The sequence below is a fragment of the Acidibrevibacterium sp. genome (genome assembly GCF_049965395.1).
Taxonomy (GTDB): Bacteria; Pseudomonadota; Alphaproteobacteria; order Acetobacterales; family Acetobacteraceae; genus Acidibrevibacterium; species Acidibrevibacterium fodinaquatile.
This window is the reverse complement of record NZ_JBMFWJ010000011.1, coordinates 15,739-29,646: the sequence shown is the minus strand read 5'-3', so window position 1 is coordinate 29,646 and position 13,908 is coordinate 15,739. Positions and strand designations below refer to the sequence as shown.

Annotated in this window: 11 protein-coding genes; 7 read left to right on the top strand and 4 right to left on the bottom strand. The window is 65.7% G+C overall.

The window, feature by feature from the left end:
- Positions 1-355 precede the first annotated feature (355 nt).
- The 3 genes from ACP5M5_RS05420 (at position 356) to ACP5M5_RS05410 (ending at position 4,152) form a co-directional block, all read left to right on the top strand.
- Complete coding sequence (locus ACP5M5_RS05420; RefSeq protein ID WP_427936040.1) at positions 356-1,846, top strand: carbohydrate porin; 1,491 nt, start codon at positions 356-358, stop codon at positions 1,844-1,846.
- 126 nt (positions 1,847-1,972) lie between these two features.
- Positions 1,973-3,382, top strand: a complete 1,410-nt coding sequence (gene cysS / locus ACP5M5_RS05415; protein WP_427936039.1) for a cysteine--tRNA ligase — start codon at positions 1,973-1,975, stop codon at positions 3,380-3,382.
- An 8-nt stretch (positions 3,383-3,390) separates the two neighbouring features.
- Positions 3,391-4,152: an RNA methyltransferase gene (locus ACP5M5_RS05410; RefSeq protein WP_427936038.1), complete on the top strand. Its 762-nt coding sequence runs from the start codon at positions 3,391-3,393 to the stop codon at positions 4,150-4,152.
- Between the two features lie 5 nt (positions 4,153-4,157).
- Here ACP5M5_RS05410 and ACP5M5_RS05405 read toward each other — a convergent pair whose 3' ends face one another.
- The 4 genes from ACP5M5_RS05405 to ACP5M5_RS05390 all read right to left on the bottom strand — a co-directional run bounded on the left by ACP5M5_RS05405 (position 4,158) and on the right by ACP5M5_RS05390 (position 9,764).
- Positions 4,158-6,938 carry a glycosyltransferase gene (locus tag ACP5M5_RS05405; protein WP_427936037.1) on the bottom strand — a complete coding sequence of 927 codons (2,781 nt, stop codon included), beginning with the start codon at positions 6,936-6,938 and terminating at the stop codon, positions 4,158-4,160.
- Positions 6,935-8,353 carry a DNA repair protein RadA gene (gene radA / locus ACP5M5_RS05400; protein ID WP_427936084.1) on the bottom strand — a complete coding sequence of 473 codons (1,419 nt, stop codon included), beginning with the start codon at positions 8,351-8,353 and terminating at the stop codon, positions 6,935-6,937. Before radA ends, ACP5M5_RS05405 begins: the two co-directional genes overlap by 4 nt.
- Before the next feature lie 71 nt (positions 8,354-8,424).
- The gene (locus ACP5M5_RS05395) at positions 8,425-9,300 is read right to left on the bottom strand and encodes an HpcH/HpaI aldolase/citrate lyase family protein (protein WP_427936036.1); all 876 of its coding nucleotides are present in this window, start codon (positions 9,298-9,300) and stop codon (positions 8,425-8,427) included.
- On the bottom strand, positions 9,297-9,764 hold the full coding sequence (locus ACP5M5_RS05390) for a MaoC family dehydratase (protein ID WP_427936035.1): 468 nt from the start codon (positions 9,762-9,764) through the stop codon (positions 9,297-9,299). Before ACP5M5_RS05390 ends, ACP5M5_RS05395 begins: the two co-directional genes overlap by 4 nt.
- 110 nt (positions 9,765-9,874) lie before the next feature.
- Here ACP5M5_RS05390 and ACP5M5_RS05385 point away from each other — a divergent pair, with 110 nt between their 5' ends.
- The 4 genes from ACP5M5_RS05385 (at position 9,875) to ACP5M5_RS05370 (ending at position 13,897) form a co-directional block, all read left to right on the top strand.
- Positions 9,875-10,642: an ABC transporter ATP-binding protein gene (locus ACP5M5_RS05385; protein ID WP_427936034.1), complete on the top strand. Its 768-nt coding sequence runs from the start codon at positions 9,875-9,877 to the stop codon at positions 10,640-10,642.
- A complete protein-coding gene (locus tag ACP5M5_RS05380; protein ID WP_427936032.1) occupies positions 10,635-11,342 on the top strand; it encodes an ABC transporter ATP-binding protein in 708 nt (235 codons plus the stop codon). The genes ACP5M5_RS05385 and ACP5M5_RS05380 overlap by 8 nt, the downstream gene beginning before the upstream one ends.
- Positions 11,343-11,410: 68 nt before the next feature.
- Positions 11,411-12,637, top strand: a complete 1,227-nt coding sequence (locus ACP5M5_RS05375; RefSeq protein ID WP_427936030.1) for an ABC transporter substrate-binding protein — start codon at positions 11,411-11,413, stop codon at positions 12,635-12,637.
- Positions 12,638-12,661: 24 nt separating this feature from the next.
- Complete coding sequence (locus tag ACP5M5_RS05370) at positions 12,662-13,897, top strand: ABC transporter substrate-binding protein (protein ID WP_427936029.1); 1,236 nt, start codon at positions 12,662-12,664, stop codon at positions 13,895-13,897.
- Positions 13,898-13,908 lie beyond the last annotated feature (11 nt).

The window sequence follows — 13,908 nt, the reverse complement described above, 5'->3', positions numbered from 1 at the left end:
GGTGGCGCTGCCCGATCTGCTAGGCTTGCCGACTCTCGCCCGCGTCAACTGACGCGCGTTTGATCTGACGACGAACCCGGCTTCCCCAGCAATGGGGAAGCCGGCCGCCTTTGCCCCTATTTGTGACATTTTTGCCACAGGCGTTGGCTTTTTTATCGCGTGACGCAAGTGTTCTTATTTTGTTCTGAATTTCCCTCTTCAAATTTCCCCGACACCGCCCTCTAATCACGCCTGCGAGAGGCGGGCCTCTTGGGAAGGCGTCTCCCCTCGCCTCGCGTGATCGAAAGAGGCGAAATCGCCCAGGTTTGATTGCGCGGGATCAGGTTTCCGAAATCACCCGAGGGAAGGGGAATACATGTTCAACCGAAACACAATGCGCGGACGCGCACCGGCCTGGGTCGGCGCGGTGACCGTCGCGGTGCTGGCGCTCGGTGCCGCGCACCAGGCGCAGGCGCAATCCGCCTATCTCAATGCCATCCTGAATGCGCGCAACGACAATGACCAGCCGATGCAGACCGCGCAGGATCAGTCTCAGGCGCCGGTCGGCAGCGGCGCCGCCCAAGGCACGCCGCAATCAGATGGCTATCTGTTCAATCTGCAGGTTGGCAAGTCGATCGGCCAGGCGCTCGCCAATCAGGGCATCTATATCGACGGCAGCTACATCAACATCACCAACGCCGAAGTGGGCGGTGGCATCCACACCGGCGCCTATTCCGACGGCGATGCGACGCTCGGCATCAATCTCGACATGAACAAGATCGCCGGTATTCAAGGCGCGCAGATCCATTTCTATGTCGATGATCGCCAGGGGCCGAACGGCTACGAGGCGTCCGGTATGGGGCTCGACAACAACTTCGTCTATGGCCCGAACGCCGCGTTCCGCTTGACGGAGTTGGACTGGGATCAGAGTCTCCTCAACGACCATATCCGGATCCTGGTCGGGCGCATCAACGATTTGGGTGATTTCGATACCTTCGATTTCGCCTGTAACTTCGTGGATTACACCTGCGCCAACACGTCGTTCTTCTACTTCAACAACACAAACTCGGCGGACCCGGTTTCGGCCTGGGGCGGGCGTATCACCTTCAAGCCGACGCTGCAGACCTATTTCCGCATCGCGGCGGAAGCGGCGGATGGCGATGGCTTCTACAACGGCTCGAACGAGGGCTGGAACCTCTCGATGACGCATGACAACGGCGTCTTCGTGCCGGTCGAAGTCGGCTACAAGACCGATTTCTCTTCGTCCGCTTATCCGAGCCAGTATGACGTCGGCGGCTTCTACAATAGTGGTGGCTATAACTACGCGGGGATGATGTTCGCCAAATCCGGCATGATGGAGCCGATGGCGAGCATCGGCACCAACCAGCCGCGTATGGGCGTGTGGGCGCAGGCGTCGCAGATGGTCTATCGCCCGGATATGAACAGCAAGCGCGGCATCACCCTGTTTGGTGAGGTCGAGTCGATGGTCACCGGCTATGTGCCGATCCAGGACGAAATCGACGCCGGCATGGTTTGGCAGGGCCCGCTCGCCAGCCGGCCGCATGACAACCTCAACATCATCGGCGAATACTACAAACTCGGCAACGAGCTAGTGAACTACGAGACCGGGACGGTGATGGCCGGCAATATCCATGCCGCGAACAGCGTCGAGCTGCTTGAGGTGACCTATAACGCGGCGATCGCGCCCGGTATCACCATTGGCCCGTTCTTAGAATATATCATCAACCCGGTGACCGGCGGCGCCGATCCCAATGGCCGCATCAAGAACGCGACCCAGGCGGGTGGCATGCTGCAGGTGGCGCTGCCCGATCTGCTAGGCTTGCCGACTCTCGCCCGCGTCAACTGACGCTGGCGGCTTGACGACGCGGCCCGATCCGGCAACGGATCGGGCTGTTTTTCGTCTCGCTGCCGTCTTGCCTGCCCCCCCGTCATCGTCCACAACGGCGCCGGATGATCACGGATGATCGGAGCCATGCCGGAGCTTTTCCTGCACAACAGCCTGACCCGCCGCAAGGAGCGGTTCACCCCGCTCGATCCCGGGCAGGTGCGGATGTATGTCTGCGGCCCGACGGTCTATGACCGGCCGCATATCGGCAATGCCCGCCCGGCGGTGGTGTTCGACGTGCTCGCGCGTCTTCTTCGCCGGCTCTATCCAAGCCTCATCTATGTTCGCAACGTCACCGACGTCGACGACAAGATCAACGCCCGCGCCGCCGAGAATAATGAGCCGATCGCGGCGCTGACCGCCCGCACGCTCGAACTCTATCATCGGGACATGGCAGCCCTCGGCGTCCTCCCGCCCGACGGCAAACTGCTCGCAACCGACCACCTCGGCGAAATGTTGTTGGTCGAGCCGCGCGCGACGGCGCATATCGCCGAGATGATCGACCTCATCAAGCGCCTGATCGAAGGCGGCCATGCCTATGAGGCGGCGGGGCATGTTCTCTTCGCGGTCGCGAGTTTTCCCGACTATGGCCGGCTTTCCGGCCGCAGCCCGGAGGAGCTTCGCGCCGGCGCCCGCGTCGAGGTTGCCCCCTATAAGCGCGATCCCGGCGATTTCGTGCTGTGGAAACCCTCGCCTCCGGACTTGCCGGGCTGGGAGAGCCCCTGGGGGTGCGGGCGGCCGGGCTGGCATATCGAATGTTCGGCGATGTCATGGCGCTATCTCGGCGCCGATTTCGACATCCATGGCGGCGGCGGCGATCTTTTGTTTCCGCACCACGAAAACGAGATTGCGCAGAGCTGCTGCGCTTTTCCCGGCAGCCATTTCGCCCGCGTCTGGCTTCATAACGGCATGCTGCTGGTCCAGGGCGAAAAAATGTCGAAAAGCCTCGGCAATATCATCACCGTCGAGGAATTGCTCGCCCGCGCCCCGGGTGAGGCGGTGCGATTCGCGCTGTTGCGCACCCATTATCGCGGTGTTCTGGATTTTTCCGCCCGCGCCCTCACCGATGCCTATGACGAACTCAGCCGATTTTATCGCGCTCTTCAGCGAAATCCCGTCTGCCATGACGATGACACGGAAATTCCCGAAGGCGTCATGGCGGCGCTGTGCGATGATCTCAACACGCCGCGCGCCATCGCCGAGATGCACAAACTCGCCGATGCCGCGCTCGCCGGAGATCGTGAAGCCGCACGCGGGCTTCGCGCGGCCGGAAACCTGCTCGGCGTTCTGTGGCACGAAAATCCCGAGGCCTGGTTTCAAATGCCCTTGCTTGACGAGTCTTTAGGGGCCGACACCATTGCTGCGAGAATCGCCGAGCGCGCGCAAGCCCGACGCGAGAAAAACTTCGCCCGCGCCGATGAAATCCGCCAGGAACTCGCCGATGCTGGCATCATTCTCGAGGATGGTCCCGCCGGCACCACCTGGCGGCGCGGGTGATGGAGAAAATGACCGGGCGTGATGACGGGGCGATGCTGGTCCCGGTCGAACCCTCGCCGGTGGTCATTCTCGTCCGCCCGCAGCTTGCCGAAAATATCGGTGCCGTCGCCCGCGCCATGGCCAATGGCGGGCTCTATCATCTCCGCCTAGTTGCCCCGCGTGATGGCTGGCCACAGGAGCGCGCTTGGCGCACCGCTTCCGGCGCTGATCGCCTTCTCGAGGCGGCAACCGTTTATCCCGATGTCGCCGACGCCGTCGCCGATCTCCATCGCGTGCTCGCCACCTGCCCACGCCCGCGCCATGTCGTCACGCCGCTGCTCACCGCGCGCGGCGCGGCGGCGGAATTGCGCGCGATCGGCGAACGCGGCCTTCGCGCCGGCGTGCTGTTCGGCCCCGAGCGCGCCGGGCTCGACCGCAACGATCTCGCCCATGCCGATGCCCTTGTCCGTTATCCGCTCAACCCGGCGTTCCTCTCGCTCAATCTCGCGCAGGCGGTGATGATTTTGGCCTATGAATGGTGGCTCGCGGCCGAGGAAACCGCGCCGCGCGCGCTCATGACCCATGAGACGCGGGTTGCGACCAAGGCGGAGCTGGAAAATTTCCTCTCCCATCTGGTGCGCGAACTCGATGCTTCCGGCTTTCTGCGCAATCCCCAGAAGCGACCTGGCATGATCCGCAATCTCCGCCATTTCTTTCAGCGCGGCGAGGTGACGGAGCAGGAATTGCGCACGCTGCACGGGGTCGTGACGGAGCTTGCGAAAAAACCCTGATTGGGTCAGCCATCCATGGCAGCGCTCAGGGTCGCGCCGGGAGACGGCGAGACCCTGAGCGCTGCGGGTCGCCGGCAGAGCGTCGTTGCATCGTGGCGCAAGGCATAATCGGCCCGCGCCGTTGAGCAAAGCGGGCTGTAGAACGGATCGCCGGCGGCGCTTTTCGGCCAGCGAGCGAGAAACCGCGCCGCGAGCGCGGCCGGGATGGCGCTTTCCTCCGGGCCGTGATGGGTCAGGGGATAGAGCCCGGAGACGAGAATGCGAAAGCCCTGGGCGCGGGCGCGACGGGTGAAATCGGCGCCCGCCAGGGGGCCGAGCGCGCGGTCGAAGCCACCGAACTCGGCGAACATTTCACGTCGCACGAGAAGGGCGGCGGCGGAAGCGCCGGCAACGTCGCGAACCAGCGTCAGGCGGCCGCCAGGGCCGGGATTGCGGCGCGGGCCGTCTTCGCCGGGCAAAAACGCTTCGTCACCGGCGAGGGCGGGCAACATCATGCCATCAGCGCCGATCACCAGGCCCATCTCACGCACCTGCCCCGAGGGGGTGAGCAACAATGGCGCGGCGGCGCCGACATCGCGCCGCGCCGCGAGTGACACGAGATGCGAAAGCCACGCCCGGCCCGCAGGCGGCGTGATCCCTTCGTCGAGAAACAGCAAAAACTCCGGCCCTGACCCGGAAGGCGGGCGCGCCACGACCCTGCAGGAAAGTGCGGCGAGCGCCGCCCGCAGCGCCGCCTCCTGTCCCGACCCGTCGCGCCGGATCACGGCAATCACCGCCGCCGCCGGCACCGGCCAATCGAGACGGCATTGATCTTCGCTAAGGCCAGGCAAAACCCGGGCGGGAAGGCCAAGCGCGGCGAGATGGCGCGCAACCGCGTGCCGCCGCGCCGTCTCGATCGCTTGCGCGCCGAGCACCGCGGCGCGGCCGAGGCCATGGCGACGGGCGCGATAGAGAACTTGCGGCAGATGGGCGAGGCTTTTCGCGCGCGTGATGGCGCGCAGCACGAAATCGAACTCCTCCGCCCCTGCGAGGCTCGCATCTGGCGGCGCGAGCGAAGATGCGAGGCGGCGCTCGATCGCCAGCGGCCGCGGGAGGGCGGCGCGGGCGAGAAAGGCGTCGTGCGAAAAGGCACCGCCGATCTCGACCGCGTCGATTTCGTCCAAGCTCTCGGCCGACAACGCGGCGTCGGCGAACACGAGATCGGCGCCGCTCTCGGCGGCCGCTCGCAGCCATTGAAACACCGCGTCCGGGGCGAGCGCGTCATCGTGATCAAGGAAGGCGACATGGCTGCCGCGCGCCTCCGCGATCCCGCGCGCGAGCGCACGGGCAAATCCCTCGTTCTTGCGCGCGCGCAGCACCCGCAGACGCCGATCGGTGGCGGCGGCACGGAGGCAAGCGACGATCGCGGGATCGGTCGAGCCGTCATCAACACAAATCAACTCGAACGCAGCGCAGCGCTGGGCGAAGACACTGGCGAGCGCCTCCTCGAGCCAGGCAAGCCGCGGATTGAAGACCGGCATCACCAGCGACAGCATGAGGCCGGCGATCCGCCCGGCGCGCGCCGCCTTGAAACGGGCGGCGAGCGGCGCCGGCAGCGGCGCGCGGGCGGCGGCGAGAAAGGCGGTGATCGCCGGGTGGGGTTTGGCTTCTCGCGGCGAGCCTTCGAGAAGGATCTCAGTCCCGGCGAGGCGCGCAAAAAGCGGGCTTTGCGCCAATGCCGCCTGATTGAGGGGGAGTGGGACGCGAAACCCGCACGGCGCCTCGGGCAGGCCGGCGGCGAAGACATCGGGGCGGGGGAGATCGGCACGCCCGGCGGCGATGACGCGGCCTTCCTGCAGGATCTCGACGGTAAGCGGCTGCGCCGGCGCAACCAGGTTGAGCGCCCAGCCATGGGCGATCGCGTTCTCGATGCCATCGAAATATCCGGCAAATCCCGGCCGGGTCGGCGCCGGCCGTGGGCTTCCGACCAGCGCCAGCCCGCTTTCCGCCAAGACGACGCTTACTTCCGGCGGCGCCGCACCCGGGGCGAGCGGGCGCGCGACATAGGGCAGCCGAAAACCCGCCCTCCCCTCGCCGATCCCGACCGCGGCGAGATCGGGGCGCGCGCCATCGGCGAGGGTGCGGGCGATCTCCACACCATCCTCGCGGAGAATGACCGCGAGCGGCCGCCCTGGCGCCGCGAGATCGGCGGCCCAGCCGCGCACTTCGTTGTCCGTCACCGCCTCGATATAGCCGGCGAGGCCGAGATCGGCGGCGCTGGCCGCGAGCGACGCGGTCACCTGCGCGCCGGCGATGGTGAAGGCGAAATCGCTCGCCGGGCCGAGTGGCAGAAGCCGGGCGAGCGTCAGGGAAAACCGGTAAACCCCGTCCGCCTCCCGCCGCGCAAAACCGCGCGCCGCGATCTCTCCCGCCGCCGTCACCGCGACATAGAGGGCCGGATCGAGCGCGACGGCGAGGGTGAAGGCGCCGATCAGGGTGCGCCCGGCGCGCGCCAGATCACGCCAGGCGAAGCGATAGACGCCGGCGAGCGAGACCGGTTTGACGAAAACACTGGTGCCGGTATCGAGCCGCAGGAGATCGAGCCGCGCGGCCAGCCGGTGCCCCGGCAGCGGCAGAGAAAACCGCCAGGCGGCGGCGGTTTCGGCGGGCTCGAGGGCGATGGTGCCGATCATCGCTTCATCGAGCAGCACGCCGAGCCGTGGCGCGCGCTGATCGCCGAGCAGCGCCGCCGGCACCTCGCCGACCAGGCGGCGATCGCCGCCGAGGCGAAGTATCACCGTGCTCATACCGGGGTTTTGTCCGGCTTGCGTGTCTTGGCGGCGACCGCGAAGCTCGCCAGCAGGTCGCCGAGATGGCCGATCTCCGCGAGCTGCAACCCTTCCGGCGGCGCCAGCCGCTTGCCACCGCGGGCGAGCCGCAGCGGCAAGCAGGCGCTGGCGAACCCGAGCTTCGCCGCCTCGCGCAAACGCGCTTCCGCTTGCGCTACCTGGCGGATTTCACCGGAAAGCCCGACCTCGCCGAAATAGACCGTATCAGGCCGGGTCGGCGTCTCGCTCGCCGCCGAAACCAGCGCCGCGGCAACGGCGAGATCGGCCGCCGGCTCGTTGATCCTGAGGCCACCCGCGATGTTGAGATGAACGTCATTGCCCGAAAGACGCAGCCCGCAGCGGCTCTCCAGCACCGCAAGCAGCATTGCGAGCCGCCCGGCATCCCAGCCGAGAACCGCCCGCCGCGGCGTGCCGCCGGCATTGGGGGCGAGTAGCGCCTGGACTTCGAGCAACACCGGGCGCGTGCCCTCGATCCCGGCGAACACCGCCGAGCCTGCGATATGGCCGCGCCGCTCGGCGAGAAAGAGGGCCGAGGGATTGGCGACCTCTGCGAGACCATGATCGGTCATTTCGAACACGCCGATCTCGTCGGTGGCGCCGAAGCGGTTTTTGACGCCGCGCAAAATCCGGAACTGATGGCCGCGCTCGCCCTCGAAATAAAGCACGGCGTCAACCATGTGTTCGAGCACACGCGGCCCGGCGATCGCGCCGTCCTTGGTGACATGCCCGACCAGCACGAGCGCGAAGCCGAGCGTCTTGGCGAGCCGCACCAGCTCGAACCCGGCGGCGCGGACCTGCGTCAGGGTTCCCGGGACGGCGTCGAAAGTATCGAGCCACATGGTCTGGATCGAATCGATGACGACGAGGCCGGTTTCCGGCCGCGCCTCCAAGGTCGCCGCGATATCGGGCAAATGGCTCGCCGCGGCGAGTTCGACCGGCGCCTCGGCCAGCCCCAGACGGCGGGCGCGCAGCCGCACCTGCTCGACCGATTCCTCGCCCGTGATGTAGATCACCTTCTGCCCGCTCGCCGCCAGCCGCGCCGCCGCTTGCAGCATCAGCGTCGATTTGCCGATCCCGGGATCGCCGCCGACCAGCACCGCCGAGCCCGCGACCAACCCGCCGCCGAGCACCCGGTCGAATTCGGCGATGCCGGTCGCGCGCCGTGGCGGCGGCGGCGTCGTGCCGGCGAGGCCGACCAGATCGACCCCCCGCACCGCCCCGCGCGCCGGCCGCGCGAGGCCCCCGGGCCGCGGCGTTGCCACCTCCTCGACGAGGCTGTTCCAAGCGCCGCACGCCTCACAGCGCCCGGCCCATTTTGCCGCGACGGCCCCGCACGCCTGACATACGAACCGCGCTCTGTCCCGTCCCGCCATCATGCCGCCATATCACGGCGCGGCCGGCGCGGCGAGCAGACGGATGATACGCGGTTTCGAGGCGCAGGCCGCTACGTCGCAACGCCAGCGGCGGCGAGGATGCGTTCGGCGAGCTTGAGATGCGGGCGGTCGATCATCTTGCCCTCGAGCGCGAAGGTGCCGGCCCCGGCATGGGCGGCGAAACCGGCGATCACCGCCTCGGCCCAGGCGATCGACGCGGGCTTTGGGGTAAACGCCGCCTCGGTCGCGGCGATCTGGCCGGGATGGATGAGAATTTTGCCGGCGAAACCGTCCTCGGCGGCCCGCGCCGCTTCCCGCGCAAGCCCGGCCGGATCGCGCGGATCAGGGAACGGGGTGTCGAGCGCGAGCACGCCCAAAGCGCCGGCGGCAATCAGCATGCGGGCGCGGGCTTGCCCGAGCGGTGCCCGCAGGTTGCCCTCAGCATCGCGCGGCGAAATGCCGAGATCGGCGGAAAGATCTTCGGCGGCGAAGCAGAAGGCAAGAACACGCGGCGGCAGCTTGCCATACGCGTCGAGTCGGCGCACCGAGGCCGCGGTCTCGGTGACCAGCGCCAGCACGGCGAGGCTTCCGACCGCGATCCCGGCGCTGACTTCGAGGCTTTCGAGATGGTGATCGAGGGCGATGAGATCCTCGGGCCCAGTGCATTTCGGCAGCATGACCCCGGCCGGCCGGCCGGGGACGACCGCAGCGAGATCGGCGAGATACCACTCGCTATCGCGCGGGTTGACGCGCACGAACGTGCCGGGCCGGTCGAGCCCTTTGAGGACGGCGGCCACGCTCTGGCGCGCGAGGCTCTTATTGGCCGGCATGACCGCGTCCTCGAGATCAAGGATGACGGCATCGGCGGGGCTTGCCAGCGCCTTCTCCACTTTGCGCGGCTGATCGCCGGGCGCAAACAGCGGCGTGCGCAGGCGGCGCGGTGTCATAGCGCATCCTCCACCACCGGGCGGCGGCGCATGAGCGCCGAACGTTCGCAAACCGCCACCATCTTACCGTCCTGGTTGAACGCCTCATGGCGGAAGATCACGATCCCGGCATCGGGCCGCGATGCCGAGGGGCGCGCCGAGATCACGGTCGTCTGCACGCGCAGCGTATCGCCGGCGAAGACCGGGGCGGGAAAGCGCGTGTCGCGCATGCCGAGATTGGCGATGGTGGTGCCCTGCGTCGAATTATGCACGCTCATGCCGATCATCAGGCCGAGTGTGAACAGCGAATTGACCAACGGGCGGCCAAATTCCGTTGTCGCCGCGAAATGCGCATCGAGATGAAGTTTCTGCACGTTCATCGTCATGCCACAGAAAAGAACATTATCGGACTCGGTAATGGTGCGGGTCCATTCCGCATCGATCACCCGTCCCTCATGCAATTCCTCGAAATAGAGCCCCGCCATCGGTGATACTTCCTCCCCGCCTACGTCAAGCCTTAGGCGGCAATCTTGCGCGCTCCCGCGCAATATGCAAATGACCGCAAGGGACGAATAAAGTTGGGGGGTGTCTTCGCGTGGCCGATATCATCCTGGAGACGAAGGGGCTGGTGCGGGAGTTCCGCGGCTTCGTTGCCGTCGCCGGCGTCGATATCGCGGTGCGCGAGGGGACCATTCATGCCTTGATCGGCCCGAACGGTGCCGGCAAGACCACATGTTTCAACCTTTTGACGAAATTTCTCGCCCCGACACGCGGCAGCATTCGCTTCGCCGGGCGCGACATCACCGGCTTTTCGCCGGCGGCGGTGGCGCGGCTCGGCCTCGTGCGCAGTTTTCAAATTTCGGCGGTGTTTCCGCATCTCTCCGCTTTGGTCAATGTCCGCCTGGCGCTCCAGCGCGCGCGCGGCAATTCCTATGATTTCTGGCGTTCGGAGCGGGTTTTGCATCGCTTCGATGATCGCGCGCGGGCGCTGCTCGAAGATGTTGGCCTCGCCGAATTCGCCGAAACCGAGGCAGCGCTTCTGCCCTATGGCCGCAAGCGGGCGTTGGAAATCGCGACCACTTTGGCGCTCGACCCGAAAATGATGCTGCTCGACGAGCCGACGGCGGGCATGACCCATGACGATGTCGAAAGGATCGTTGCGCTGATCAGGCGCGTGCGCGCCGGACGAACCATCCTCATGGTCGAGCATAATCTTTCGGTGGTCGAAGGTCTGTGCGATACCATAACGGTGTTGACGCGCGGGCGGGTGGTGGCCGAAGGCGATTACGCCACCGTTTCGCGCAACCCGGACGTGATGTCCGCCTATCTCGGCACCCAAGAGAGCGAGGCCGGTCATGGCTGAGGCCAGCATGCTCGATGTCAAAGGCCTCAACGCCTGGTATGGCGAAAGTCATGTCCTGCACGGCATCGATTTTTCGGTGCGCGAGGGCGAAGTGGTGACGTTGCTCGGACGCAACGGCGCCGGCAAGACGACGACGATGAAAGCGATCATGGGGCTGGTGCCACGGCGCGCCGGCAGCGTGCGCTTTCGCGACGAGGAACTGATCGGGCTGCGTCCCGATCTCATCGCGCGCCGCGGCATCGCGATCTGTCCGGAGGAGCGCGGCATCTTCGCCTCTCTCAACGTCACCGAAAATCTTGTGTTGCCGCCGGCGATCGCGCCCGGCGGGCTCGATATGGAAACGATCTACGCCTTGTTTCCCAATCTTCGCGAACGCGCCTCGAGCCAGGGCACCAAGCTCTCGGGCGGCGAGCAACAGATGCTGGCGATCGCGCGCATTCTCCGCACCGGCGCCCGCCTGTTGCTGCTCGACGAGCCGACCGAAGGGCTGGCGCCGGTGATCGTCCAGCAGATCGGCCGCACCATTCGCGAGATCAAGAAACGCGGCTTCACCGTTCTGCTGGTGGAGCAAAATTTCCGCTTCGCGGCAACCGTTGCCGATCGCCACTATGTCGTCGAACATGGCCGCGTGATCGACATGATCGAAAACCACCAACTCGATGCAAACATGGGCAAACTTCACGATTATCTCGGCGTCTAGGACGACCGGCGGGGCCGCACCGCCGGCCCGCCCACGTATCAGACAAGCAACCTCAGGGAGCACGCCCGATGATTTTGACACGACGTGGACTACTCAGCACCGCCGCCGCGACCTCGCTGTTGCCGCTCGCTCGCGTCCGCGCCGCCGACGCGCCGATCAAGATCGGCGTGCTCGGCGATATGTCGGGGATGTATCGTGATCTCTCCGGCCCGGTCTCGGTCGCCTGCGCGCAACAGGCGATCGCTGACTTCGGCGCCAACGCCAAGGGCATTCCGGTCGAGGTGGTGGTCGGCGATCATCAGAACAAGCCCGATATCGGCGCTGGCATCGCCGGACAATGGTTCGATCGCGACGGTGTCGATCTCGTCGTTGACGTGCCCAACTCGGCGGTCGCGCTCGCAGTTTCCAATGTCGGTCATCTCAAGAACAAGGTGGTGATCGCCTGCGGCCCCGGCACCGCCGATCTCACCGGCCCGCAATGCACGCCCAATACCATTCATTGGTCGTTCGATACGTGGATGCTGGCCCATTCCACCGGCGGCGCGATGGTGAAAGCCGGCGGCGATACCTGGTTTTTCATCACCGCTGATTACGCCTTCGGCCATGCGATGCAGCGCGATACGGCGAACTTCGTGAAAGAGGCGGGCGGCAAGGTGCTCGGCAATGTCGACACGCCATTCCCCGGCACAACCGATTTCTCCTCGTTCCTTTTGCAAGCGCAATCGACCGGGGCGAAGGTGATCGGGCTCGCCAATGCCGGCTCCGATACCGTCAACTGCATCAAGCAAGCGGCCGAATTCGGCGTCAACAAATCTGCCCGCCTCGCGGGATTGCTGGTTTTCATCAGCGATATTCACGCGCTCGGCTTGCAAAACGCGCAAGGGCTGGTGCTGACCGAGACCTTCTATTGGGATCTGAACAATCGCACCCGCGCCTTCACCGAGCGCCTTCTCCCCCATACCGGCGGCGCCCGCCCCGGCATGGGCCAGGCCGGGGTTTATGGCGGCGTCATGCAATATCTCAAGGCGGTTGAAAAGCTCGGCGTTGCGCAAGCGAAGGCGAGTGGGGCGGCGACGGTCGCGCAAATGAAAGCGATGCCGACCGACGACGACGCCTTCGGCCCCGGCAGCATCCGCGCCGATGGTCGCGCGCTGCATCCCGCTTATCTGTTCCAGGTGAAATCGCCGAGTGAGAGTAAAGCCCCATGGGATTACTACAAACTTCTCGCAACGACCCCGGCGGATGAGGCGTTCCGGCCGCTCAAGGACGGGCATTGCCCGCTCATTCCAGCCTGACGGTCCCAACAGGAGGACATCGTTATGAAGATTTCGCGCCGTCGTTTGCTTGGTGCCACTGCCGCCGGTGCCATCATGCCGTTGGCCGTCGCGCCGCGTGTCCGCGCCGCCGATAGCGTGATCAAGATCGGCGTGCTCAACGATCAATCCGGCCCTTATCGCGATGTCAGCGGGCTCAACTCGGTCGCCTGTGTCAAGCAGGCGATCCAGGATTTCGGCGCCACCAGCAAGGGGCTTTCCGTCGAGGTGTTGTCCGCCGATCATCAGAACAAGCCCGATGTCGGCGCCGGTATCGCGCGGCAATGGTTCGACCGCGATGGCGTCGATATGATCATCGATGTGCCCACCTCCTCGGTCGGGCTCGCGGTCGCCAGCGTCTGCCACGAAAAAAACCGCGCCTATATCAATGTCGGCGCCGGCACCGCCGAACTCACCGGCAAGCAATGCGCCCCGACCACCATCCATTGGGCCTATGACACCTGGATGCTCGCGCACTCCACCGGCGGGGCGACTGTGAAGGCCGGCGGCGATACTTGGTATTTCCTTACCGCCGATTATGTCTTCGGCCATGATCTTGAGCGTCAGACGACGGGTTTCGTACAAGCGGCCGGCGGCAAGGTGCTCGGCCACTCGACCTACCCGTTCCCGAGCACGACCGATTTTTCCTCCTTCCTTTTGCAAGCGCAGGCTTCGGGTGCGAAAGTGCTCGGCCTCGCCAATGCCGGCGCCGATACCGTCAACAGCATCAAACAGGCGCATGAATTCGGCCTCACCGCCAAAACCCGCATCGCCGCCCTCCTGATGTTCATCACCGATGTCCATGCGCTCGGCCTTCCGACCGCGCAGGGTCTCGTGCTGACCGAAAGCTTCTATTGGAACCTGAACGCAAAAACCCGCGCTCTATCGATGCGTATCAAGGAGAAGACGCCGAACAACATGCCGAATATGGTGCAGGCCGGCTGTTATGCCGGCAGCCTGCATTACATGAAGGCGGTCGCCGACATAGGGGTTGCGGCTGCGAAGGCGAGCGGTGCCGCGGCCATCGCGCGGATGAAGGCGATGCCGACCGACGATGATGCTTTCGGCACCTGCCATATTCGCGAGGACGGCAGGGTTCTGGTGCCTGCCTATCTGTTCGAGGTCAAGGCGCCGGCGGAGAGCAAAGAACCTTGGGATTACTACAAACTTCTGGTGACCACTCCTGGCAGCGAGGCGTTCCGTCCCCTCGCGGACGGCAATTGCTCCTTCATTCACGCCTGAGCGACGAGCAA